Origin of the sequence: Burkholderia sp. DN3021, from assembly GCF_049805555.1 — a bacterium.
Classification (GTDB): domain Bacteria; phylum Pseudomonadota; class Gammaproteobacteria; order Burkholderiales; family Burkholderiaceae; genus Burkholderia; species Burkholderia pyrrocinia_C.
Genome location: NZ_JBNCAB010000017.1, coordinates 58209 through 83211 on the forward strand (window position 1 = coordinate 58209; position 25003 = coordinate 83211).

The following is a 25003-nucleotide window of genomic DNA, read 5'->3' on the forward strand; positions in this document are numbered from 1 at the left end:
CTGCCACGGCGTCGTGGAGCGGGGCAGGCGGTGATGCGAGGCACCGGCGGCGAATCAGGGCGATCGCCGCGTACAGGATCAAGGGGAACGAAATGACGGCAATAGTGCGTATCGACGACGAGGTGATCGGCACCGACGATTTCATCCGCGTGCTGAAGCTCACCGGGCAGTTCGAGGGCCTCGTCGAGCAGCAGGTTCGCGACCGGCTGACGGTGATCGCGGCGCGCAAGATGGGCATGCAGGTGACGCCGGCGGAAATCCAGGAGCGTGCCGACCAGTTTCGCCGCGTGCGCGGCCTGCATCGCGCCGCGGACATGAACCGCTACCTGGACGTGTTCGGCGTCAGTCTCGACGAGTTCGAGCGATTCATCACCGACACGCTGTACCAGGAAAAGACGCTCGACACGGTGTGCAGCGATGCGGCCGTCGAAGCGTACTTCAAGCTCAATTCGCCGAAGTTCGACAGCATCGAGGTCAGTCACATCGTGCTGGATTCGGAAGGCAAGGCACGCGAAATGATGGCGCTCCTGGAGGACGACCCGGGCTGCTTCGGCGACATGGCGCGCGAGCATTCGATCGCCGACACGAGCGAGCGTGGCGGCGTGATCGGCAAGGTGCTGCGCGGCTCGCTGAAGACGGATATCGAGGCCAAGGTGTTCAACGCGCGGGTGGGCGACCTGCTCGGGCCGTTCGCGGCGCCCGACGGCGCGTTCTTCGAGATCTTCTCGGTGACCGCGAAACACCCGGCCGCGCTCGACGCCGACGTCGCGTCGGAGGTGCGTCGCCTGCTGCGCGAGGAGTGGCTCGCCGAGCGCGCGCAGGAACACATCATCGATGCACGCTGATCACGGAGAACCGCCGCGATGGACGCACAAGCCCCCGCCCCGGCCAGCAGCCCCCCGTCGCTCGCGGCGTTTCTCGCGTCGGTGGAGCCGCTGTCGCTCTTCTCGCCCGACGAACTCGAGCGCATGGCCGCGCAGGCGCAGGTGCGCACCTACGCGTTCGGCGACACCGTCTGCAATCGCGGCGAACCGGCCGAGGGCCTGTATGTGCTGCGCTTCGGGTCCGTGCGCCTGATCGCCGACGAGCGCGGCAAGGAAACCAGCGTCGGCGTGCGCAAGGAACGCGAGGTGTTCGGTGAAATGGCGATGCTGCGCGACTACTGGCACGAGGTGTCGGTGCGCGCATCAACAAAGATCGAGATTCTGTGCATCCCGCGCAGCGCGATCGAGCCGATCCTGCGCGACAATCCCGCCGCGCAGTCGTTCGTGACGAGCTATGTCGCGATCAGCTCGGCTGGCGGGTTCGTGACGCGGCTGTTCGACCTGCGCGGCAAGCTGACGCGCGCCGAACTCGAGGAGTACGTGTCGAGCGTCGGCGTGAAGCGCGTGGCGGCCGGCAAGGAGATCGTCCGGCAGGGGCCGGGCGGCGACCTCCGGCTGTATGTCGTGCGCCAGGGCGAGGTGAGCGTCTCGTGCCACGAGGACGGCAACGACTATCCGCTCGCGACGCTCGCCGCGGGCGAGATCTTCGGCGAGCGCGCGTGCCTGCTGCGGCAGGAGCAGGCGGCGACGGTCACGGCCGTCACCGATACGCGCCTGCTCGTCATTCCGGAAAAGACCGTGCACTTCATGCTCGAGCGCAACCCGAAATTGCGCGAGGTGCTCGAGGAGCGCATCCGCTTCGTCGATCAGGAGCTGAAGCGGCAGAAGAAGCTCGCCGAACGGCGCCGCCACCCGCTGCAGATCGATATCGGCGCCGACGCCGCGTTCGGCGAGCGCATGATCAAGCGCTTCGTGCTGGTCGAACAGGCCGAGGAAATGGATTGCGGGGCGGCGTGCCTCGCGATGATCTGCCGTCACTACGGCGTCGCGATGACGCTCGGCAAGCTACGCGATCTGGCGAACGTGACGACGCAGGGCGCGACGCTCGACAGTCTCGCGCGCACCGGCGAGGCGGTCGGCTTCGCGACGCGCGGCGTGCAGTGCACGTACGAGGCGCTGCTCGGGTTCGACCTGCCGTTCATCGTGCACTGGGAGGGCTACCACTACGTCGTCGTATACGGTGTGTCGAAGTCGTGGGTGCGTATCGCCGATCCGGCGCTCGGCTTCAGGAAGCTGAGCGTCGAGGCGTTCGAGCGCGGCTGGAGCGGCACGTGCCTGCTGTTTACCGCGAGGGGGCCGGCCGCGGCGCCGGCCGAGACACGTTCGCCGTGGGTGCGCTTCATCGGCTATCTGCGCCCTTACAAGAAGATTCTCGCGCATCTGTTCCTGGCGACATTCGTGATCCAGGTGCTGGGCGTCGTACCGCCGATCATCATCCAGAGCATCCTGGACGGGGTGATCGTGCACCAGAACGTCAACCTGCTGCACTTGCTGATTGCCGGGCTCGTCATTTCGCACGTGTTTACCCAGCTGATGACGACGATCCGCGCCCACCTTTCCAACTTCATGGTGCGCAGTCTCGACTTCGCGATGATGTCGCAGTTCTATAAACATACGATGTCGCTGCCGTATTCGTTCTTCGCGCGCCGCAAGAGCGGGGACGTGTTCGCGCGCTTCCAGGAGAACCAGACGATCCGGGCGTTCCTGACGGAGTCCACCGTGACCACCGCGCTCAATCTCCTGATGATCTTCATCTACTTCACGATCATGTTTCTCTACAACGTGAAGATGACGCTGGTGCTGATCGCCTTCGTGATCCCGATCATGGCGCTCACGGCGCTCGCGACCCCGAAGCTGAAAGGCTATGCGCGCGAGGTGTTTGCCGCATCCACCGATGCGAAGTCGCTGCTGATGGAGACGCTCGGCGGCGTCGAGACCGTGAAGGGCATGGGGATCGAGCGGTCGGTACGGCTGAAGTGGGAGCGCAAGTATGCGAAGGCGCTCGACGTCCAGTACCGTGCGCAGGCATTCAATATCCTGGTGGCGCTGTGCAGCCAGCTGCTGAATGCGGCAACCACCATCGTGATCCTGTGGGTCGGTGCGAACCTCGTGCTCGCGCACGAACTCAGCATCGGGCAACTGATCGCCTTCAATGCGTTCATGGGCAGCGTGCTGGCGCCGCTGATGGGACTCGTCGGCATGTGGAGCCTGATGAACGACGCGGCGGTGGCGATGGAGCGGCTCGGCGACGTCCTCGACATCGAGCCCGAGCAGCAGCCGTCCGAACTGGCCTCACGCGTGCTGCTGCCCGACCTGCAGGGCAACATCAGCTTCGACAGCGTGTATTTCCGCTATGGCGGCAACGAAACGCCTTACGTGCTCGAGAACATCAACTGCACGATCAAGCGCGGCGAGATGGTGGCCATCGTCGGGCGCAGCGGTTCGGGGAAAACCACGCTGGCGAAGCTGCTCGTCGGATTCTATGCACCCACGGACGGCAAGATCGTGGTCGACGGCTACGACATGAGCGCGATCGACAAGGCTTACTATCGTGCGCAGATCGGTTACGTGATGCAGTCCAATCTGGTCTTTTCCGGATCGATTGCCGAGAACATCGCATGCGGTGACACGAGCCCCGACTGGCACCGCATGGAGGAGGTCGCCCGGATGGCCGACGCGCATGCATTCATCAGCAAATTGCCGCTCGGCTACGAGCAGGTGGTGGGCGAGCGCGGCGTCGGCCTGTCGGGCGGCCAGATCCAGCGGCTCTGCATCGCCCGCGCGCTCTATCACGACCCGCGCCTGCTCGTGTTCGACGAGGCGACCTCGTCGCTCGACACGCAGTCGGAGAGCAACATCCTTGCGAACATGCATGAAATCCTGCAAGGGCGCACCGCGGTGATCATCGCGCACCGGCTCAGCACGATCATGCGCGCGGACAAGATCCTGGTCCTGTACGAAGGCGCGATCGTCGAACAGGGCTCGCACGACGAGCTGGTCGCCCTCAAGGGCATGTATTACCAGCTCGTGCAGAAACAGCTGGGTGCCGCATGAAACTCTTCGACCCGCACGGATTCGGCAACTCCGCGATCTCGTATGCCGGCCTGCTCGAGAAGATCGAGATCCTGCGCTCGATGCTGCGCTGGGCACCCAAGCTCGAGCGTGCCGACATCGAGAAGCTGCTCAACCAGGCGAACGTGCTGCGCGACGAAGTCATGCAGATGTCGCGCAAGGAGCGCTTCGTCGAGGCCGCCGTGGCCGCGCCGCAGACGTCCGATGCGACCGATGCGCCGGACGCGCCCGCCCCCCCCGTGCAGCGACGCCGGCAGGCGTTGATCGAGCGCAGTTTCATCTTCGAGGGCATTTTTGGCGACAATCCGAAGCTGCTCGCCGCACTCGAAATCGCCGAAAAGGCCGCACCGACCGATCTGCCGGTGCTGATCGACGGCGAGAGCGGGACCGGCAAGGAGCTGATGGCGAAAGTCATCCACGCGAACGGGGGGCGCGCCAACCGCCCGTACATCTCGGTGAACTGCGGCGCGATTCCCGACAACCTGCTCGAATCCGAGCTGTTCGGCCATCGGCGCGGCTCGTTCACCGGCGCGTCGAACGATCGCAAGGGCAAGTTCGAGAGCGCGCACACCGGCACGATCTTCCTCGACGAAATCGGCGAATTGCCGCTGTCGGGGCAGGTCAAGCTGCTGCGCGTGCTGGAGTCGCACGAGATCCAGCGGGTCGGCTCGGACGAGCTGATCAGCGTCGATACGCGCATCGTCGCCGCCACCAACAAGAATCTGCGGCAATTGAGCGAACAGGGGCTCTTTCGCGAGGACCTGTTCTACCGCCTGAGCGTCATTCATCTGACGCTGCCGGCATTGCGCGAGCGTCGCGATGAAATTCCGCTGCTGCTCGCCTACTTCGGCGACGAGGCGGCAGGGGCACTGAAGCGCAGGCCCGTCAAGACGACGCCGAAGCTGCGCGACTTCCTGCTGACCTACGCTTATCCGGGCAACATTCGCGAACTGCGCAACCTCGTCTACCGTCTGTCGTGCCTGGCCGGCGAGATCGCGGATATCGAGCACTTGCCCGAGGACATCCGCCCGAAAACCGTGTCGAGCGCCGTGCGTGCGACGGATGACGGCCTGCCGGGCAGGCCGATGTCGCTCAGCGACGCGAAGCGTGCCGCAAGCGACGAGGCGGAGCGGGCGTTTCTCGAACGCGGGTTGCAGGAGACCGGCGGCACCGTGGCCGAACTGGCGCGCCGTTGCGAGATGAACCGGTCACACCTGCAGATGCTGCTCAAGAAGCACGGCATCCGCTCGAAAGCATTCCGTCATCAGGACGGCGCGACGCCTGACAAGGACGCGTGAGCGTCGCGCGGGTCCGCTCGATCGTTCAGCGTTGCACGGCAGGATTGGCGAGCGTCCGGTCCGACGCATCGGGATCGTCGGCGCGGATCACGACGGCGGTGATGTTGTCCCGGCCGCCCTCGCGCAACGCGAGGTCGACGAGCATGTCCGTTGCGCGTGCGCAATCGCCGCAGGCGAGGGCGGCCGAGATGTCGGCTTCGTCCATCTCGTTGCTCAGGCCGTCGCTGCACAACAGAAACATGTCACCGTCGCACACGTCGATGCGTCGTTCGTCGAGATGCAACTGCTCGGCGGCGCCGACGGCGCGCGTGATCAGATGCTGCGACGGGTGATGGCGCGCCTGCTGCGCGCTCAGGTGGCCCTGGGCCTGCAGTTCCGCGACGTGGCTGTGGTCGAGCGTGAGCTGCGTCAGGTGTGCGTCGCGGTACAGGTAGATCCGGCTGTCCCCGGCCCACAGCCAGCCGCACTGACGGCCGCTCGCCAACAGCACCGCCACCGTGCTGCCGATCAAGCGTACGCCGCGCTCGGCGGCCGATGCGCGCAAGTGCAGGTTGACCGCATCGAGCGCGGTGCGCGCCGCCTCGATGAAGTCCGCCAGCGTGGCCGGGGTGGCCAGCCGTTCCAGCGCCTGCACGATCATCCGGCTCGCGAGGTCGCCGGCCGAATGTCCGCCCATTCCGTCCGCGACGGCCCACAGGCCGCGGTGCGGCAACGCGAGGCAATCGTCCTCGTTGATCTCGCGAACCAGGCCCACGTCACTGCGTGACGCCGAAGTCCATTGCAGTTCTGCGCTCACGGCGCGCCATTCCCTTTCGTCCAGTGCCTGTTCATGCCGGTAACGGGCTTGCGAACATGCATTGGCGGTTGGCGTGAAGACGCTAGACGAGCCGGTTCCTGCCGTCCGCACCCACCCCGACCGCAATGTTCGCGCCGGGCGCCGAGTTCGTGACGTCGACGTTCTGAATCTGGTTGAGGACCTGATTCGCGTAGAACGTGTTGTACGTCTGATAGAGGTTCACGACGGGCCCGAACGCCGGCGCCGGCGGCGCGTAGGGCTGGATCCAGCCGAATACCCACGGCGCGCCCGCGCCGCGGATGAACGACATCGTCTTGCGGTCGATGTCGTGCTGCATGTGAAGGTCGGTAATTGCGAGCGTGGTCATGACGATTCTCCGAATGGGGCCTGCCGACGGACCGGGTAACCGATACGTGCAAACCTCGTGCCATGCGTGACACAACCCGCGTGCGTTGCCCGGGCGCGTGCGTCGATCCGGTGAGCGCCGCACGCGGCAAGGCAAGGCGTCATCGACACGCGATGCTTGCATGCTAGTGCGTCGCGCCCGTGTCCTGCAATGGTTGTACGCAAGCCAACAGTTGCGCGCACGAACGTGGCCGCGAACCCGACACATGCCCCGGCAGACGCAAACGGCTGTCCGGCGCGCCGACTGGTGCTGTCACACCAACGAAATCCCCGGCAAATGGTTGGCCGCGCGGCGACAGCGCGGCAACCGGCTCGCCGCGCATGTCCCGTCGAGCTTCGCGCGACGGGCTCCGGCTGATTGGCACGCTTGATGCAGGTTAGTTGGCAACCGGCTAACCCTTGCGCAACACGGGCGGCCGCCAACCAGCAGACGGAGCCAGTCATGGAACGCGATCTCCAACCAGTGAACAGCGCTGCGTCCCGCACGGCTGTCGGCGCTGCGGATGCAATCGCGCACGCGGCTTCGCTGCCCGGCCGCGTCGACGCACTGCTGCCTGGCGCACACCTGGTTTCCGATCGTGCCGGTTACAGCCATCACGGCATCTACGTCGGCGACGGGCGCGTCGTCCACTACGCGGGGCTTTGCACGTCGCTGCATCGCGGCCCGATCGAGGAAGTCACGCTCGAACGCTTCGCCGCCGGTCATGCGGTTCGCGTCGTGCCGCATCCGTACGCGGCCTATGCGGGGCGCACCGCGGTGCTGCGCGCACGTTCCCGTCTCGGCGAAAACCGCTATCGCCTGCTGACGAACAATTGCGAGCACTTCTGCACGTGGTGCCTGGAAGGCACGGGCTACAGCGAGCAGGTTCGCACGTGCGTCATGCATCCGCGGACGGCGTTCCGGTTCGCGCTGTCCGTCTGCCGCGTGCTGCTCGTGGCGCGGCGTGCGGGCGGACGGTGCACCACGGTCGCCATCGCCGCCGCATGAGCGACGTCCCGGCGCGTTCGACATCGCCACGAGGGGGCTCAAATGAACGGGATCACATCATCACTGCGCATGCAGGTCGACAAGTGGCTCGCGCCGAGCGCGCGCGTGCCGGCGCGCATCGTGCGCTTCAGCCGCATGCCTGCGCAACGGCGGCGCTTTGTCTGCGTCGAGGCCGTGCATCCGGCTGGCACGATCGCGATCTTCTTCTTTCGTCACGACGACGGCTCATGGTGGGTGTTCCCGCCGGCCGACCGGCGGCCAGCGATGACGGTGCGAGCGGCCTGAGCGGGCACGCGGCGTGGTGCGTCCGTCAACGCAACAGCGTCGGACGCGCCGGCGACGCCGTTGCGTCGGCCACCGGTGCACGCGCCGACGCGGCATTGCGTGCGTCAGTGTGCAGATACGGGAACGGTTGCGGCGCGAGCATCGTCTGATGCGCACGTACCTTCGCGCCACCCGCGATGGCGGCCATCGCCTGCTTGTCGAGGTCGACGCTTTCGGGAAGATCGTTGATGACGAGCACGCCCATGGTTGGCTCCGCGAAATCGGATGGGAGAAGCGTGAAGCGGGCAGCCACGCAGCATCATGCGATGTGCCGACGTACCCGGGATCTGTCCAGTATAGGTTCCGCCGCACGGCCGCGCGGCCTGGAAATGCTAGTTCCGGCACCGATTGCACAGGGCGTTACCGCGGACTAGTATGATTTGTTAGACATCCTGTCAGAAGGCCGGCGGACGGTGCGTCGCGCGGTCGAATTCGTCTGACGATGGCGTGGCGGCGACCGCGTGTTCGACGGTGTCCGGTGCATCACCGATACGTCGCGCCGCATGGGTACGTCGTGGATAGTCCTTGCCCTGGCGGCGCCGCGAGGCGCCGAAGCGGGTCGGCAAGCTGAAGCTGAGTAGACGGCATACGAATGATGAGCTTTGCGCAGCTGATTCAGACATTCCAGAGCGGGGCGCTGTCGCAGGACGCGTTCTTCTCGGAGATCGACCGGGTGCTGGCGATCGATCAGGTCGATTGCGCACGTCTGCGCGAAGTACTCGACCAGACGCAAACCACGCAGCCGCTGTCGGACGATATCTATGCGGAAGTGCTGAAGCGCATCGAGCGATGTCATGACAGGACGGCATCCGCGGGCGATGCAACCCGGATCCAGGAGAGCCCGCTTCGGCCGGAGGCGCGGCCAGCCCCACCGTCCGGGCCGTCGGGCGGCGCGATGCCGGTCGACGGCGAATGCGTGAAAGGCATCGGCGATACGCTGAACGGGCGCTTCGTGCTGGAGGAGTGCCTGGGCGTCGGCGGGATGGGTACCGTGTACAAGGCGCTCGACCTGCGCAAGCTGGAGGCCTCGGATCGCAAGCCGCACATCGCGATCAAGGTGCTCAATGTGCAGTTTCGCGGCCAGCCGACGTCGCTGATCGCGCTTCAGCGTGAAGCCCGCAAGGCGCAGACGCTCGCCCATCGCAATATCGTCACCGTCTACGACTTCGATCGCGACGGTCCGCTCGTCTACCTCACGATGGAGTATCTGTCAGGCCGGCCGCTCAGCAAGGTGCTGCGTGCGCCGGACTTCAAGGGCATGCCGCTCGATGCCGCGTTGCCGATCATCGCCGGCATGGGCCAGGCGTTGGCCTACGCGCATGAACGCGGCTTCGTCCACTGCGATTTCAAGCCCGCCAATGTGTTTCTCACCGACCGCGGCGAAGTGAAGGTGATCGACTTCGGGATCGCACGCGCGTTCCAGCGGCGCGACGAGGATCCCGACGTGACCGTGTTCGATCCGGCGAGCCTTGGCGGCATCACGCCGGCCTACGCGAGCCCGGAGATGTTCGAGCATCTCGAGCCGGATCCGCGCGACGACGTCTACGCGCTCGCCTGTGTCACCTACGAATTGCTGACCGGACGCCATCCGTTCAACCGGCTGTCGGCTACCCAGGCGCGTCACGACCACTTGCGGCCCGCGCGCCATCCCGGTCTGGATCGCACGCAATGGCGAACCTTGAGCGCCGCGTTGTCGTTCGACCGCGCGACGCGCACGCCCAGCGTCAATCTTTTCCTGGAAGGCATGGGCGTGTTCAGTCGCCCGACGCGGGCGTCGGGCGTACGAACAGGGGTGACCGTGGGCGCTTGCACGGTGGCGGCGATCGCCGTGCTCTGGTACGGCTACCAGGCGCTTTCGCGCAGCGGCGAAAAGCGCCCCGCCGCGGACACGGTCGTGCACGCGTTTGCCGGTGGCGGAGGTGGTGCGACGGCAGGCGCCGAGGCCGGCAGCGCACCCGCGGCCGTCGCGAACGCCGTGCCCGCTGCCGCCAGCGTGCCGCCGCCGGCACCGCCACCGGCGATCTCGCTGGCCTCGGTGACGGCTGCGCTGTCGCGCATCCCGTGTTCGGCGCTGGACGCGTCGGTGCAGGATCACGTGCTGCAGGTGCGCGGTTACACGGAAGCCGGTGTCGGTATCGGACGCGTGCGAACCGCGCTCAGCGGCATGGCGGGCGGGCAGACGGCCAATCTCGACGTGCGCCCGGTCGATGCCCACAATTGCGAGATCGTGAGCGCGCTTGCCCCGTACTGGCGATCGAATCGGGCAGCGTCACACGCCGCGTCGATCCGCACGCGCGCGCCTGATGCGCATCTCGCGGAAGGCAACCCGCTGGTCATCGACATCACGACACCAGGTTACGACTCGTATGTGAACGTCGATTACTACGTGCTGAACGGGAGCGTCGTGCATCTCGTGCCAAGCAACCGCGAACGCGACAACCAGGCGCCGCCGAATTACGCCGCGACGATCGGCAGCATGGGCGAGTGGGTGATCGGCAAGCCTTTCGGGACCGAGATGATCGTGCTCCTCGTCACGCCCGCGCCGCTGTTCGACGGGATGCGCCCGCCATCCGAGCCGCGTGCCGCCTATCTCGCGGCGATCGAGCGGCAATTGAAGCTGTTCGAGGCCAAATATGGCGAGGGGCGCATTGCCGCCGATTTCGTCCAGATCACGACGCGTGCCAACGGCAGCTGAGCGAGCGGGCTCGCGCGTATCAGCGGCCTAGAGATTCCGCCGCCTTGTGAATGGCCTTGCGGATGCGCGGAAACGTGCCGCACCGGCATGCGATGTTCTTCATGGCCTCGTTGATCTGATTGTCGTCGGGGCGAGGGCATCGCATGAGCAGGGCCGTGGCGGCGATCAGCTGTGCGCTCTGGCAATAGCCGCATTGCACGACGTCGACGGCAATCCACGCGTCCTTCAGTGCGCGCGCTTCCACGCTGTCCAGCCCTTCGACGGTCGTGATGCGCGCGCCGTTCAGCGTCCCGACCGGGAGTTGGCAGGCGGGCACGGCCTGATCGTTCAAGAGCACCGTGCATGCACCGCAGACCCCGACGCCACAGCCGAACTTCGTGCCGGTCAGCTTGCGTTCGCAGCGAATCACCCAGAGCAGCGGGGTGGCGGGCTCGGAATCGACATGAGCGGTTTCCCCGTTGATACGGACTGACACCATCGGTCGTCTCCTTGGTCGGGTGGGATCGGCTTGACGAACGGCAGCGTGCGATGGCGCACGCCCGTGAGCGAATACAGCGCATTCGCCACGGCCGCCGCGATCGGCGGCGTGCCCGCTTCGCCGACGCCGTGCGGCTCGGTCCCGCCTGCCACGACTTGCGTGACGATCTCGGGACACGTCTCCATGTTGACGAGCGGATAGCTGTCGAAATAACGCTGTGCGACTTGCCCGTTCTCGATCGTGATCGCCTGCTCGAGCGCGGCCGACAATCCGAAGATGATCCCGCTTTCCATCTGCTGCTCGACCAGATTCGGATTCACAGCCAGCCCGCAGTCGATCACGCAGACCACGCGCGTCACGCGAAAGCCGTCACCTTCCTGCCGGACTTCGGCGACTTGCGCGACCACGCTGCCGAACGACTCATGCATCGCCACGCCGCGTGCGCACCGCGCGCCGGTCTTGTCACGCCATGCCAGCGGCGAACGCCAGCCGGACAGCGCGACGAGCGCCCGCAACACGGACGCATGGCGCTGGTGCGCCGGCTGCTTGAGCAGGTCGAGGCGAAACTGGATCGGGTCTTTCCGTGCCAGCGCGGCCATCTCGTCGATGAAGCTCTCGACGAAGAATGCCTGATGCGAGTGCCCGACGGAGCGCCAGTAGCCAACCGGAACCGGGAGCGTCACCGTAGTGTGCTGGACGAGCATGTTGTCGCATTCATAGGGCAGGTCGAACGCGCCTTCCGCCGTGGTGGCGTCGGGCAACCGTTTCGCGGCGAGGCTCGGCATGCCGAAAGTGCGAGGCATCGCCTGCGCGCTGATCGACTGGCTTGCCGACATGCCCTTCCAGGCGACCAGCCTGCCGCTTGCATCGATGGCGCCGCTGTATCTCGCCACACAAGCCGGGCGGTAGAAGTCGTGCGTCATATCCTGCGGGCGCGACCAGATCGTCTGTACCGGCCGCCCCTTCGCATGGAGCGCGATGGCGGCCGCCTGCGTGATGAAGTCGACCTCGAGCCGCCGGCCGAATGCCCCGCCGATCAATTGCTGATTCACGACCACCTTGTCTTCGTCCAGGCCCAGCAGCGCGGCGACCGCCTTGCGTGCCACCATCGGGACCTGCGTGCCGCACCAGATCGTTGCCGCGTCGTCGTCGACACGCACCGTGCAATTCATCGGTTCCAGCGGCCCGTGAGCCAGGTAGGGCACTTCGTACTGCGCGACGAACGGCTTCGCGCGGCCCAGCGCCGCATCGACGTCGCCGATGGCGTAGAACACGTGGCGGCCCTCGTCGCCGTCGAGGGCGTGCATCAACGCCGTGCGGACATCCACGCTATTCACGCCGGCAGCCGGCCCGTGATCCCATGTGACCGACAACTGGCACAACGTCCGCATCGCGATGAAGGGATTGTCGGCAATGACGGCAACGCCTCCCGTTCCACCGTTGGATGGCTCGATCCTGAAGATGCCGGTCACGCCTTTCAGGCTGGCGACCCCGGACTTGTCGAAATCCAGTGCATTTCCGCCGAGTGTCGGGCACATCGTGACGCTCGCATACAGGAGCTTGTCCGGAAGCACATCGATGCCATAGCGCGCGCTGCCATCGAGCTTCGCGTGCGCCTCGATGCGGCCCAGCCGTTTCCCGACCAGCGTGAACGCCCTTGGGTCCTTCAGGTCGACATGTGGCGGGCGCGGCACGTCCCGCGCGAGCTCGACAAGTTCACCGTACGTCGCAGAGCGTCCCGACCGATGCAGCACCACGCCGGCTTTCGTCTCGCATTCCGCGACGGGCACCTGCCAAAGCTTCGCCGCGGCGCTGCACAACATGACGCGGGCCGTGGCGCCCGCCTCGCGCATGGGCCCCCACAGATCGATCATGCTCGTCGATCCTCCGGTGACCATCGAACCCAGGTAGCGTGCGCCATGGCGCGCCAATGCCGCCGCGCCGCGAGCGATCAGGCTGTCGTCGTCGGGGCGAAATGGCAGGCCCTCGGCGAGGGATTCACGGTCCTTGTAGATCGTGTCGAGCGGAGACATGACGATGCGGACCCGGGGCCAGTCCGCATCGAGCTCCTCCGCCAGCAACATGGCCGAGCCGGTATGTATCCCCTGGCCCATTTCGGATTTGCTCATGACGATCGTCACGTCGTTAGACAAACTGATCATCACCCAGCCGTTCAGCGGCACATCGACGCGTGACGTCTCCAGCTGCGCGGGTATTTCCAGCCGGTCGTCGGGGCGCCACCATGCCCAACCGACCACCAGCATGCCCGCCGCTCCCGCACCGCCCAACAGGAAGGTTCTGCGCTTCAACATGATGTGGCCGCCGACATGTGTTGGTCGAGTCACGGCGCATTCGGCGAACCACGCCCACGTGCCTCGACAATTCAATGTTTCAAACACAATCCGACATTTCATTGCTGCTGCAATCACCTATATTAGTCACTGATATCGGCAACCGAGAACCGGAAAGTGATGTTCGTTTGAAACAAGCGCTGAAGACGCGGCCTGCTGTAGCCCGAGGGACGTCCGTGGCTTCCGGGACGCGAAGCGCATCGTGCCGATCGCTTCGCATGCACCACCCACCGGAGGTTGTTGATGCTTGTCGATGAGGTTCACGCGTTGCGGACCGGGGTGGCGCGAGTGCAGGCGCTGACATCGCGTGCGACAGGCTGAGGGACCGGGCTATATCGTGTGCGGCGATGCGGCGGGCTATCTCGACCCCGCGACAGGCGACGGCTTGCGTTTTGCCATCGCTTCCGGCCTGCGCGCGGGCGCGATTGCCGTCGAGGTTTCGCGTCATCCCGATCAAAGAAGCCCGCCAGGAGACGGAACCTGGCGGGCTTGAAACGCCGCGGGACAAACCCGCGGCGGACTGGAGGACTTCGGTCGTTCGGTACCACGCTAGCGAATACGGCGACCACTGCGAGGCCGCATGGCGACACTTACAGGCCCATCTTCGCGACCACCAGACCGCCAAGGTTGTTGATCGAGTTGGTCACGCTGGTGAGATCCTGGTGGGTCGATGCATCGACCTGGGTCACCGGAGCCGTGATGGTATTCGGGCTGGCGAACGAGAAGCCACTGCCGGTCGCGATGTTGTTGATACCGGCGTTCTGGAACACGCTACCACCGCTGACGGCCGCCATTTCCTTGCGGCTGAGTTCGTGGGCGCGGGACAGGTCGTTGATCATCAGTGCGGACATGGTAAATCTCCTTGGGTTTGCTGCGGTTTGGAAGAGAGCACGTTTCGTTGCGCTCGCAGCTACAAATGCACAGGGCGTGCCAGCGTCGAATCATGCGCGCATGAGGAGCGCTTAACCTCATGAAAACAAAAGCGATTCCATCTGGCATCCGACGTTTCGCCGGGACCGCCGAGCACGATCGAAGCACGCCGATGTCGGATTCTTCCAAACGATTTCCGTGGCGGCTGTCCTGTCTCGGCCAACATGAAGCGAGGCGTGGCGCTCGCGATTCGCGTCGCGGGCATCCATGTGCGGCAGCGGGGTGGACGCGTCGGCGCGAAAAGGCCGCCCACGCGCGCGCGATCGTGCGCGGCGCCCGGCAGTTGAGCGACACGCGCTTGCCGCCGGCGAACGCCGATACGACGATGCGCCGACGGGCGGCCGCAAGCGGAATCGACGCCAGGATCGGGAGCCATGTGTTTCGCATAACTGAATTCTCTGCGTACCTGCAGAGCGGCCGGACGCATCGGGAATATCGCGCCGATGGCCAACGGCGCATCGATGCGACGACGCAGTTCCTTGACTGGCACCGCGGTGTCATCAACCTCGACGACGTGGAGCGAATCTATGTGCAGGGAAGGGAAGCCGAAAGCGCGTCGGGATCAGTCCGGCCGCGGATGGGAGAGGGCGGCGCGGCTGACGTGTCGTCAGCCAATCTGCCTGTTCATGCCGGCTGCGTTTTTATCATGCAAGGAAGCCCGCCAACGGACACGGCTGGCGGGCTTTTGAACGCCGCGAGGACGACCCCGCGGCGGACTGGAGCGTTTCGGTACGACGCTATCGGATACGGCTGCCATTGCGAGGAAGGCGGGCGAAACTTACAGGCCCAGCTTCGCGACCACCAGACCGCCAAGGTTGTTGATCGAGTTGGTCACGCTGGTGAGATCCAGGTGGGTCGATGCATCGACCTGGGTCACCGGGGCCGTGATGGTATTGGGGCTGGCGAACGAGAATCCGCTGCCCGTGGCGATGTTGTTGATTCCGAGGTTCTGGAACACGCTACCACCGCTGACGGCCGCCATTTCCTTGCGGCTGAGTTCGTGGGCGCGGGACAGGTCGTTGATCATCAGTGCGGACATGATAAATCTCCTAGGTTTGCTGCGGTTTGGAAGAGAGCACGTTTGCGTTGCGCTCGCAGCTACAAATGCACAGGACGTGCCAGCTCGACTCATGCGCGCTTGATGGGTGCTTAACCTAATGAAAACAAAGGTAATTTCATCGGGATGACGACGTTTCGCCGGACCCGTCGAGCACGACCGGTAAAAGGCGGTGTCGGGTTTGTCCAAACGATTTCCCGGGTAGCTGTTTCACTTCAGCCAACACGAAAGCGGTCTGACGGGCCAGCCCCGTTCGGGATCGTGATGCCTTCGGAGCGTGGAGGATTCGTCAGGTTTTTCGCATCGGAACTGTGACGCACCTACGTCAGGAGATCGTCGTCATGAGCGCGATTGAATACGATGTCATCGTTGTCGGGAGCGGCTTCGGCGGAGCGGTGGCGGCCTGCCGCCTTGCGGAGGCGGGATGGAGGGTGCTGGTCCTGGAGCGTGGTCGCCGCTGGACCCCGAAGACGTATCCGCGCGACGAGACCGACCCGTGGCTTTGGGACCAGCAGAACCCGCAACGATTCCATGGCTGGGCCGACCTGCGGTTTTTTTCCCGCATGTCGGTGGTGGCTGCCGCGGGCGTGGGCGGCGGGTCGCTGATCTATGCCAACGTCTCGGTCGAGGCCAAGCCCGACGCCTTCGATCAGGGCTGGCCGCCCGAGATCACGTACGAGGCACTCAAGCCTTACTACCAGCGCGTGGGCTGGATGCTGTCGGTCCAGGAGGTGCCCGACAATCAGATCAGCGAACGCACCCGCTTGTTGCGCGACGCTGCCGACGCCTGCGGCTGGGGCGATCGGTATCGCAAGTTGCCGCTCGCCGTGTCGTTCTCGCCGACCTACGATCCGTCCTTGCCCGGCGCGCGCGACGACCGGCATTCTGTCAGGCACGTCAACGTGCATGGAGTATCGCAAGGCACGTGCGTGCATTGCGGCAATTGCGACATCGGGTGCCAGGTGTCGGCGAAGAACACGCTCGACCTCAACTATCTGGCCGTGGCCGAGCGCCATGGCGCAAAAATCCTTCCGCTGCACCTTGTGCAAAAGCTCGAGCCGCTCGGCGCGGGATGGCGCGTGCATTTCGACGTCATCGATCCCGCCGCCGGTAGTGTCATGCCCGGAACGGCCACGGCGGCCAGGGTGATCGTCAGCGCCGGATCGATCGGCAGTACCGAGTTGCTGCTCCGCTGTCGCGACGAACATCGCACGCTGCCGAATCTATCGCCGAGGCTCGGCTGGGGCTGGGCCTTCAACGGCGACTTCGTCACGCCGGCCTTCTACAGTCACCGGAAGATCTCTCCGTCGCACGGCGTCACCATCTCCGCTGCGATCGACCTTCTCGACAGGGCTGACGACAATGGTCAGCCTCTGTTCGTGGAGGACGGCGGCGTGCCCAATCTTGCGCATGATTTCGTGCGCCGCCACCTGCAGCGCTCGCACGGTGGGGTGATGCACGCGTTCTGGCGCGCCTTCGCGCGCCATTTCGATTGCGATGACCCGGTCGAGAACATGATGCCCTGGTTCGGCCAAGCGATCGATCCGGGGGACGGGCACATGCGTCTCGGCCGCCGCTGGTTTGCGCCATGGCATCGCATATTGCGGCTCGACTGGTCGTACGCGCGATCCCTGGCTGTCGTCGATGCGATGGTCGATGCGCACCGCCGCCTTTCGATTGCCACGGGCGGCGAACCCTTCGTCCCGCCGACATGGAGCGACTTCCACCGGCTGATCACCCCGCATCCGCTCGGTGGTTGCAACATGGGACTCACGCGCGAGGATGGCGTCGTGAACGCGGACGGAAAGGTGTTCGGTTACGACGGGCTCTACGTGATGGACGGTGCGACGATCCCGCGTGCGCTCGGGCTGAATCCGTCGCGCACGATCGCCGCGCTGGCCGAGCGCGATGTCGCCGTGCTGCTCGGCCAGCGTTCAGCGTAGGTGTTCCGGATCGGCGACGGTTGACAGGCAAGGGGAATGGCGCCGCGGCTACCTCTTGTCTCGTGAATCCGTTCAACGCGAATCGCCTTACCGGTATTACGCAAGGTAGTGCGCAGGTAGCGTTCACGTACGATGCCGCCAGCCGGCGATCGACGTTGACCTTGCCCAACGGGATCGTGGCCACCTACAGCTATGATGTGGCAAACCAGTTGACCGGCATCTCGTATGCGAACGGCAGCACCAACCGAATGCTGTGCCATTCCCACAGCTTCTCGCAGGCCAGCGTCGGCCCGAAATCGGCGTAGCGCTCGCGAACCAGGCTCAAGGCACGATGCGCCAAATCCTCGGGCAGTTGATGGTTGCTCGCATGGCCACGACGCTGCGAAATCAGCCCGACCGGGCCAGCAGCGCGATATCGGGCGACCAGCCGCTCAATCTGCCGTCGACTGATCCCAAGCCGCTCCGCGGCTCGCCAAGGCATCAGACGCTGCTCGATCACGGCTTCCACGACCTTCAGACGATCCAGCTCCCGCATGCTCATGGTGATTAGTCCAGGTTGGCCCACGATGCGCTCCGGCAGTTCGAACCGCTGCCAGCATGCGCCGAAACCCTCGAACTACGACATTTCAACTTTGCTCAGATGCGACATTACAACTTTGCTCTTAGACCATGGAATTCGATAACTCTCATTATGTCAAATACTGTGACTTCCATACTTAACAGACATCCCGCGACTGCGGATTAAGTTGAGTCTGCCTGTGCGCTCACTACCGGACATGAAAGTGGTATCGGCTTCGTTGCTAGATGGATCGGCCGGACCTGCGTCGGCGGCAACCGCCGGTCAATCGCTCTCCGCAGCGGCGAAGTCGCCGGGCGGCAACGGTCGGTTCGCCACGTCAAGTGCTTCGGCGCACGTCAGGCCGAGCGCCTGCAATACCACCGCCGCGGCCCGCTCGGGGAGCCGGCTGTCGTCCCCGGCCCGCTTCGCGGCGCCGCCCGCGGCCGCGTCGGCCGCGTAGGACTCGGCCGCGATCGCCGCGAGGATCGTGCCCGTCATCGCGAGCACACTCATGAACGGATCGCCGACCACGAAGCGGCGTGCTGCGATTCCGCGCTCGCTGTCGCGCCGCAAACGCTGGCCCAGCCCGTGGTCGAGCGCGCGCGCCGAAAAGCCCTCCCGCATCAGGAACCGTCCCCAGAGCCGCTCGCGGCGCGCGCGCATCAGCGTGTGACGCACGCAGACGGAAACGACCTCGGCCGGATCCGACAATCCGCTCGCCAGCCGCTCGAGCCCGTCCGCGAAATCGTCGAACACCCACTCCGTCAGCGCGTCGAAGATGCCGTCCTTCGATTCGAAGTGGTAGTAAAACGAGCCGAACCCCACATCCGCCGCCTCGGTGATCTCGCTGATCGCCACGTTGTCCCTGCCCTTTTCCGCCATCAGGCTGAACGCCGCCTGTAGCAGGCGCATACGCGTCACCTGCTTGCGCCGTGCGCCGCGCGGCTGACGCTGTTCCGCTTCGGCCACTGACGCGTTCGCGCTGCCGCGCCGGGCCGGTGTGTCGTCCATGAGCGCGCCTCGGTTGTCCGAAAGATTCTTCTGCATGGCGCAATTCTAGATTATTGGCTCATACTTGACAATGTTATCAGTTATGAGTCTAATCTCGAAAATCGCAGAACCGGTTCCGGTCCGGACACTGTGTCCGACTCCCGCCGACTCCCGCCGACTCCCGCCGACGAGTGTCGGCGACGTGCGGACGGCCGCGTCGGCGCACGTACGGCCATCGCAGGGCGCGAACGCGCCATGTCGGCAAGCGGAATGGTCTGCACCACGAACATCGGAGTGCTGATTGATCGTGAGGCGCACCGTCGCGGAGACGCTCGCGCGCGCCTGCATGAACCGGGGCGACCCGCCGTGGTCGCCGAACCCTTTTTAGTTTGACCCTCACTTGTCTTGGAAACATCGTGAAATCACCCGGTCTTGACGCGCGGACATCAACGCGCCCGTTTCTGACACGCATCGCACCGCCGGTGCGGCGAGCCCCGATCGCGTTCGCGTGCTGTGCGATTCTCCTCACGGCCTGCCACTCGCACGAGGCCGCTGCGCCCGAGCCGCAACCGGTGGTCGCGCTGGCCGTTCATGCGGCCGACGGCGCGATGCAACGCGTGCTGCCCGCGCAGGTTCAGGCGCGATATTCGACGCCGCTGTCGTTTCGGGTCGGCGGCAAGATCGTCGAGCGGCGCGTGCGGATCGGCGACACCGTCAAGGCCGGCCAGACCGTCGCGATGCTCGATCCGGCGGATCTGCACAACACGCTGCTGAACGCGCGCGCCCAGCTCGATGCCGCCGAGCATCGCGTTGCCTATGCGAAGCAGCAGCTGGATCGCGACCGCGCCCAGGCTCAGGCCAACCTGATCGCACCCGCGCAGCTCGAGACGACGCAGGACGCGTATGCATCGGCGGTCGCGCAACGCGATTCCTCACTCGCGCAAATGGCGCTCGCGAGTGATCAACTGCGCTACGCGACGCTGGTCGCGGATCACGATGGCGTCATCACGTCGGAGGATGCCGATACCGGGCAGAACGTGCAGCCCGGCCAGGCGGTGTTTCATCTGGACTGGAGCGGCGACCTCGACATCGTCTGCGACGTCGCGGAGCGGGACCTGCGCGATCTCGCGGTCGGCCGCACCGCGCACGTCAGCCTGACGGCACTGCCCGGCAAGGTGCTCGACGCACGTGTGCGCGAAGTCGCGGCGGCTGCCGATTCGCAGAGCCGCACCTGGCGCGTGAAGCTGACGCTGCTCGCGCCGGGGCCGGACGTGCGCTCCGGGATGACCGCCAGCATCACGTTCGACGGCGCCGCCGACACCGCCGCGGACCACGCGGTCACGCTCCCGGCCACCGCGCTCTTTCATCGCGGCGACGCGCCGGCCGTATGGGTCGTCCGCAAGGGCAGCGACACGCTGGAGCTGCGCCCGGTGTCGGTCGGACGCTACGACGAACGCACGATCACCGTCACGTCGGGTCTCGCGGACGACGAACGTGTCGTGATGCAAGGCGTTCATACGGTCAGCGCCGGCCAGCACGTGCGCGTCGTGCCGCCGCTGCATGCGGAGGACTTCGCGTCATGAATGCTCCGGAACACCGGCCGTCGACCGACGGCACGCTCGCAGGAACCGGCGCGGCATCGCACGACGGCGGCCGTTTCAACCTCTCCGCATGGGCGCTGAAGCATCAGCAACTGGTGATCTTCCTGATCGGCCTCGCGACGATCTTCGGCGTGATCGGCTATACGCGACTCGCTCAATCGGAGGATCCGCCGTTCACGTTCCGCACCATGGTGATCCAGACCTACTGGCCCGGCGCCACGGCGCGCGAGGTGCAGGAACAGGTCACCGACCGGATCGGCCGCCAGCTCCAGGCAGCGCCGTACGTCGACAACATCAAGAGCTATTCGCGGCCCGGCGAGTCGATGATCTTCTTCGCGATGAAGGATTCGGCGCCGGTCGACCAGGTGCCGGAGACCTGGTATCAGGTGCGCAAGAAGGTCGGCGACATCCGGGCGACGCTGCCGAAGGGAATCGCCGGCCCGTTCTTCAACGACGAATTCGGTGACGTCTATACCAACATCTACGCGCTCGAAGGCGACGGCTACTCGCCCGCGCAACTGCACGATTACGCGGACAAGCTGCGCACCGTGCTGTTGCGCGTGCCGGGTGTCGCGAAGGTCGACTACTTCGGCGACCCCGCCCAGCACGTGTTCGTCGAGATCTCGAACGCGCAGCTGACGCGGCTCGCGATCACGCCGCAGCAGCTCGCGCAGGCGATCGATGCACAAAACGCGGTCGCGCCGGTCGGCACGATCATGACGGCGGACGATCGCGTATTCGTGCGCCCGAGCGGCGCGTTCAAGGACACGCAGGCGCTCGCCGACATGCTGATCACAGTGAACGGCCGGACGTTCCGGCTCGGCGACGTCGCGAAGGTCACGCGCGGCTACGACGATCCGCCGGCCACGCAGATGCGGACGAACGGTCACGCGGTGCTCGGCATCGGCGTCACGATGCAAAAAGGCGGTGACGTGATCGATCTCGGCAAGGCGCTCGATGCGAAGGCAGCCGAGCTGCAGGCCGGCTTGCCGGCCGGTCTGAAGCTGGCTGCGGTGTCCAGCATGCCGCATGCCGTGAAGCACTCGGTGGACGACTTCGTCGAAGCGGTCGGAGAAGCCGTCGCGATCGTGCTCGTCGTCAGCCTCGTGTCGCTCGGCCTGCGCACCGGGATGGTCGTAGTCATCACGATTCCGATCGTGCTCGCCGTGACGGCACTGTGCATGCACGCGTTCGGCATCGGCCTCGACAAGGTGTCGCTCGGCACGCTCGTACTCGCGCTCGGGCTGCTGGTGGACGATGCGATCATCGCGGTCGAGATGATGGCGGTGAAGCTCGAGCAGGGGGGGAGCCGGGCGAGCGCCGCCGCATTCGCGTACACGAGCACGGCGTTCCCGATGCTGACGGGCACGCTCGTCACCGTGTCGGGCTTCCTGCCGATCGCGCTCGCGAAATCCAGCACCGGCGAATACACGCGCTCGATCTTCGAGGTATCGGCGATCTCGCTGATCGTGTCGTGGTTCGCGGCCGTCGTGCTGGTGCCGCTGCTCGGCTACCACATGCTGCCCGAGCACGCGCATCGCGACGGTCACGCGCATGGCGACGAAGTGTACGACACGGGCTTCTACCGCCGGCTGTCCGGGTGGATCTCGGCCTGCATCGAGCGCCGCTGGGTCGTGCTCGGCGTGACGGCCGTGCTGTTCGCGATCGCGATGGTCGCATTCACGCGCGTGCCGCAGCAGTTCTTCCCGAATTCCGAGCGGCCCGAACTGCTCGTCGACATGCGCTTGCCGGAAGGCGCGTCGTTCGACGCGACGCTGCGCGAGGCGAAGCGGCTCGAAAAGGCGCTCGACGGTCGGCCTGAAATCGATCATGTCGTCGACTTCGTCGGCACCGGTGCGCCGCGTTTCTACCTGCCGCTCGACCAGCAGCTTCAGCAGCCGAACTTCGCGCAATTCGTGATCACGGCCAAGGACGTCGAGACGCGCGATCGGCTGTCGCACTGGCTCGAAGCGACGCTCGCAAGCCGCTTCCCGACCGTGCGCACGCGCGTCGCACGGCTCGAAAACGGGCCGCCCGTCGGCTTCCCGATCAAGTTCCGCGTCAGCGGCGACGACATCGCGACCGTGCGCGGCATCGCCGAGAAAGTGGCGGACAAGGTCCGCGCCGACGCCCGCACGCGCAACGTGCAGTTCGACTGGGACGAACCGGCCGAGCGGTCGGTCTCGTTCGAGATCGACCAGCTCAAGGCACGCCAGCTCGGCGTGACGTCGGAAGACGTGTCGGGTTTTCTCGCGATGACGCTGTCCGGCTACACGGTTACGCAGTATCGCGAGCGCGACAAGCTGATCGACGTCGACCTGCGCGCGCCGAAGAGCGAACGCATCGACCCGTCGAAGCTCGCCGGCCTGGCGATCCCGACGCCGCACGGCCCGGTGCCGCTCGGCACGATCGGCCACGTGCGCGACACGCTCGAGTACGGCGTGATCTGGGAACGCGACCGCCAGCCGACCGTCACCGTGCAGGCCGACGTGCGCGGCGACGCGCCGAGCATCGGCGTGACGCGCGACATCGACAGCGCGCTCGCGACGGTGCGCGCGACGCTGCCGGCCGGTTACCGGGTCGAGATCGGCGGTGCGGCCGAGGAGAGCGTGAAGGGCCAGACGTCGATCAATGCGCAGATGCCGCTCATGATCATCGCGGTGCTGACGCTGCTGATGATCCAGCTCAAGCGCTTCTCGCGCGCCTTCATCGTCGTGCTGACGGCGCCGCTCGGCCTGATCGGCGTGGTCGCCGCGCTGCTGCTGTTCGGCAAGCCGTTCGGTTTCGTCGCGCTGCTCGGCGTGATCGCGATGTTCGGGATCATCATGCGCAACTCCGTGATCCTGGTCGATCAGATCGACCGGGACATCGCGGCCGGGCAGCCGCGCTTCGCCGCGATCGTCGGCGCGACCGTGCGCCGCTTCCGGCCGATCATGCTGACCGCCGCCGCCGCCGTGTTCGCGCTGATCCCGCTGTTGCGTTCCGGCTTCTTCGGCCCGATGGCAACCGCGCTGATGGGCGGCATCACGATCGCGACGGTACTGACCATCTTCTTCCTGCCGGCCCTGTATGCGACGTGCTTCAAGGTGCGCCGCGACGAGAGCGAGCCGCGCGCAATGAACGTCGCGTCCTCGGAGACATGCTGATGAAATTCCCTCTTCTCACATCGGTGCTTGCCGTGAGCGCGGCGCTGGGCTTGAGCGGCTGTGCAATGGCACCGAGCGGCACGCCGCCCGCGATGCCGTCGCCCGCGCACTACGGCGCGACGCCCCAGGCGCCGCGCACCGTCGAAGCGGCGGGCGTCGCGCAGCAATTCGACGTCGGCGCCGCACCCGTTCCGCAATGGTGGCGCCTGTATCGCTCCAGCGCGCTCGACGCACTGGTCGACGAAGGCCTGCGCGCGAACCCGACGCTCGCCGCGACGGAGAAAACGCTCGCCGCCGCGCAGCAGGAACTGCGTGCGCAGATCGGCGCATCGACCCTGCCGTCGCTCGACGCGAACGCGCAGGTTGCCCGCACCCGCACGCCGGACATCTCCGGCGCCGGCACGCAAAACCTGCGCTACAACGTATTCGTCGGACAGCTGCAGGCGCATTACACCTTCGACCTGTTCGGCGCCACGCGGTATGCGAATGCGGCGAGCGCCGCGCGTGTCGACGTGCGCGGTTGCGAACTCGAAGCGGCTCGGCGCGCGCTGGCGGCCAACATCGTTGGCACCGCGATCGGCGCAGCGGCGCTCGACCGCCAGATCATGCTGACCGAGCGCCTCATCGCAGTCGCCGAAGCGTCAGCGCTCGACGACCAGCAGCGCTACGCGCTCGGCGCGATGTCCCACGTGCAGGCGCTGGCGTCGACGCAAGGCGCCGCGTCGCTTGCCGCGTCGCTGCCGCCGCTGCGCCAGCAACGCGCGAGCGCCGTTCACGCGCTCGCGATCCTGCTCGGCCGCACGCCCGACGCGCCGCCGCCGATCCCGGCTTTCGCCGGGCTGTCGCTGCCGGAACACGTGCCCGTGGCCGTGCCGTCCGACCTGCTGAAGGCGCGCCCCGACATCCGCGCGGCCGAGGCCGCCGTGAAGGCCGCGGCGGCGGACGTCGGCGAGGCGACCGCGCAGTTGTTCCCGAGCCTGTCGCTCACCGCGACGATGGGGCGCGGCGGCTTCAGCTGGCCCGCGCTGCTGTCGGGCGCGGGCGGGCTGTGGGCGGTCGGCGCGGGGCTGTCGCAGCCGCTGTTCCACGGCGGCGCGCTGCTGGCTCACCGACGCGCGTCGCGCGATCTGTACGACGCGGCGGTGCTGCAGTACAAGGCGGCGGTGCTGTCTGCGTTCGGCGACGTCGCCGATTCGCTCGCGGCGCTGGACAACGATGCGCAAGCGCTGGCGGCGAACGAACTCGCGGCGCGCGCGGCGGGCGCGGCTTTCGACGAGACGGTGCAACGCCGCACGCTGGGCGCCGTGCCGATGTCCGCGCAACAGGCGAGCGAGCAGCGGTATCTGAGCGCGGAACTGGAGGCGGTCCGTGCCGCGAGCCGCCGGATGACGGACACGGCCGCGCTGCTGCAGGCCATGGGCGAACTGCCGCCCGACACCCACACGACGATCGCAGCTCGGCAATAGCCGGTGCGTGTCCAGATGCG

Annotated in this window: 18 protein-coding genes and 1 pseudogene; 10 read left to right on the top strand and 9 right to left on the bottom strand. The window is 66.2% G+C overall.

Annotation, left to right across the window (positions count from 1 at the left end):
* Positions 1 to 92 precede the first annotated feature (92 nt).
* The 3 genes from ACPUER_RS11380 to ACPUER_RS11390 are packed head-to-tail and all read left to right on the top strand — an operon-like array spanning position 93 to position 5254.
* Positions 93 to 845 (top strand): peptidylprolyl isomerase, encoded by a 753-nt coding sequence (locus ACPUER_RS11380; protein WP_124629213.1) that lies wholly within the window; start codon positions 93 to 95, stop codon positions 843 to 845.
* Between the two features lie 18 nt (positions 846 to 863).
* On the top strand, positions 864 to 3938 hold the full coding sequence (locus ACPUER_RS11385; RefSeq protein WP_425131106.1) for a peptidase domain-containing ABC transporter: 3075 nt from the start codon (positions 864 to 866) through the stop codon (positions 3936 to 3938).
* The gene (locus ACPUER_RS11390) at positions 3935 to 5254 is read left to right on the top strand and encodes a sigma-54 interaction domain-containing protein (RefSeq protein ID WP_425131107.1); all 1320 of its coding nucleotides are present in this window, start codon (positions 3935 to 3937) and stop codon (positions 5252 to 5254) included. The genes ACPUER_RS11385 and ACPUER_RS11390 overlap by 4 nt, the downstream gene beginning before the upstream one ends.
* A 25-nt stretch (positions 5255 to 5279) precedes the next feature.
* On the opposite strand, the gene ACPUER_RS11395 is transcribed toward ACPUER_RS11390, so the two are convergent.
* Positions 5280 to 6050 carry a PP2C family protein-serine/threonine phosphatase gene (locus ACPUER_RS11395; RefSeq protein ID WP_174913264.1) on the bottom strand — a complete coding sequence of 257 codons (771 nt, stop codon included), beginning with the start codon at positions 6048 to 6050 and terminating at the stop codon, positions 5280 to 5282.
* Positions 6051 to 6132: 82 nt separating this feature from the next.
* Entirely contained in the window at positions 6133 to 6417 is a 285-nt protein-coding gene (locus ACPUER_RS11400) for a hypothetical protein (RefSeq protein ID WP_124617921.1), read from the bottom strand.
* 480 nt (positions 6418 to 6897) lie between these two features.
* On the opposite strand from ACPUER_RS11400, the gene ACPUER_RS11405 reads away from it, so the two are divergent.
* Together ACPUER_RS11405 and ACPUER_RS11410 are read left to right on the top strand one after the other, a co-directional pair.
* Positions 6898 to 7443 (top strand): lecithin retinol acyltransferase family protein, encoded by a 546-nt coding sequence (locus ACPUER_RS11405; protein ID WP_310136490.1) that lies wholly within the window; start codon positions 6898 to 6900, stop codon positions 7441 to 7443.
* 42 nt (positions 7444 to 7485) lie between these two features.
* Positions 7486 to 7728 (top strand): hypothetical protein, encoded by a 243-nt coding sequence (locus ACPUER_RS11410; protein WP_244137385.1) that lies wholly within the window; start codon positions 7486 to 7488, stop codon positions 7726 to 7728.
* A 25-nt stretch (positions 7729 to 7753) separates the two neighbouring features.
* Here ACPUER_RS11410 and ACPUER_RS11415 read toward each other — a convergent pair whose 3' ends face one another.
* Positions 7754 to 7972 (bottom strand): hypothetical protein, encoded by a 219-nt coding sequence (locus ACPUER_RS11415; RefSeq protein WP_175962943.1) that lies wholly within the window; start codon positions 7970 to 7972, stop codon positions 7754 to 7756.
* 387 nt (positions 7973 to 8359) lie between these two features.
* Between ACPUER_RS11415 and ACPUER_RS11420 the strand changes: the two genes are divergently transcribed.
* Positions 8360 to 10462, top strand: a complete 2103-nt coding sequence (locus ACPUER_RS11420) for a protein kinase domain-containing protein (RefSeq protein ID WP_425131108.1) — start codon at positions 8360 to 8362, stop codon at positions 10460 to 10462.
* Between the two features lie 19 nt (positions 10463 to 10481).
* Here ACPUER_RS11420 and ACPUER_RS11425 read toward each other — a convergent pair whose 3' ends face one another.
* The 4 genes from ACPUER_RS11425 to ACPUER_RS11440 form a co-directional block, all read right to left on the bottom strand.
* On the bottom strand, positions 10482 to 10940 hold the full coding sequence (locus tag ACPUER_RS11425; RefSeq protein ID WP_175962941.1) for a (2Fe-2S)-binding protein: 459 nt from the start codon (positions 10938 to 10940) through the stop codon (positions 10482 to 10484).
* Positions 10868 to 13252 carry a molybdopterin cofactor-binding domain-containing protein gene (locus ACPUER_RS11430; protein WP_425131109.1) on the bottom strand — a complete coding sequence of 795 codons (2385 nt, stop codon included), beginning with the start codon at positions 13250 to 13252 and terminating at the stop codon, positions 10868 to 10870. Before ACPUER_RS11430 ends, ACPUER_RS11425 begins: the two co-directional genes overlap by 73 nt.
* A 629-nt stretch (positions 13253 to 13881) precedes the next feature.
* Positions 13882 to 14142 carry a hypothetical protein gene (locus tag ACPUER_RS11435; protein ID WP_175816862.1) on the bottom strand — a complete coding sequence of 87 codons (261 nt, stop codon included), beginning with the start codon at positions 14140 to 14142 and terminating at the stop codon, positions 13882 to 13884.
* An 857-nt stretch (positions 14143 to 14999) separates the two neighbouring features.
* Positions 15000 to 15260 (bottom strand): hypothetical protein, encoded by a 261-nt coding sequence (locus ACPUER_RS11440; protein ID WP_175962939.1) that lies wholly within the window; start codon positions 15258 to 15260, stop codon positions 15000 to 15002.
* Between the two features lie 359 nt (positions 15261 to 15619).
* Here ACPUER_RS11440 and ACPUER_RS11445 point away from each other — a divergent pair, with 359 nt between their 5' ends.
* Positions 15620 to 17221: a GMC oxidoreductase gene (locus ACPUER_RS11445; protein WP_425131110.1), complete on the top strand. Its 1602-nt coding sequence runs from the start codon at positions 15620 to 15622 to the stop codon at positions 17219 to 17221.
* 241 nt (positions 17222 to 17462) lie between these two features.
* Here the strand turns inward: ACPUER_RS11445 and ACPUER_RS11450 are convergent.
* Both ACPUER_RS11450 and ACPUER_RS11455 read right to left on the bottom strand, forming a co-directional pair.
* A pseudogene (locus ACPUER_RS11450) lies at positions 17463 to 17762 on the bottom strand (helix-turn-helix domain-containing protein); the annotation flags it as partial.
* Positions 17763 to 18062: 300 nt separating this feature from the next.
* Positions 18063 to 18791, bottom strand: coding sequence for a TetR/AcrR family transcriptional regulator (locus tag ACPUER_RS11455; RefSeq protein ID WP_425131130.1), 729 nt, complete (start codon positions 18789 to 18791; stop codon positions 18063 to 18065).
* A gap of 395 nt (positions 18792 to 19186) precedes the next feature.
* On the opposite strand from ACPUER_RS11455, the gene ACPUER_RS11460 reads away from it, so the two are divergent.
* The 3 genes from ACPUER_RS11460 to ACPUER_RS11470 are packed head-to-tail and all read left to right on the top strand — an operon-like array spanning position 19187 to position 24983.
* Positions 19187 to 20353 (top strand): efflux RND transporter periplasmic adaptor subunit, encoded by a 1167-nt coding sequence (locus ACPUER_RS11460; RefSeq protein ID WP_425131111.1) that lies wholly within the window; start codon positions 19187 to 19189, stop codon positions 20351 to 20353.
* Positions 20350 to 23517, top strand: a complete 3168-nt coding sequence (locus ACPUER_RS11465) for an efflux RND transporter permease subunit (RefSeq protein ID WP_425131112.1) — start codon at positions 20350 to 20352, stop codon at positions 23515 to 23517. Before ACPUER_RS11460 ends, ACPUER_RS11465 begins: the two co-directional genes overlap by 4 nt.
* Positions 23517 to 24983, top strand: coding sequence for an efflux transporter outer membrane subunit (locus ACPUER_RS11470; protein WP_425131113.1), 1467 nt, complete (start codon positions 23517 to 23519; stop codon positions 24981 to 24983). The genes ACPUER_RS11465 and ACPUER_RS11470 overlap by 1 nt, the downstream gene beginning before the upstream one ends.
* Positions 24984 to 25003: the final 20 nt, after the last annotated feature.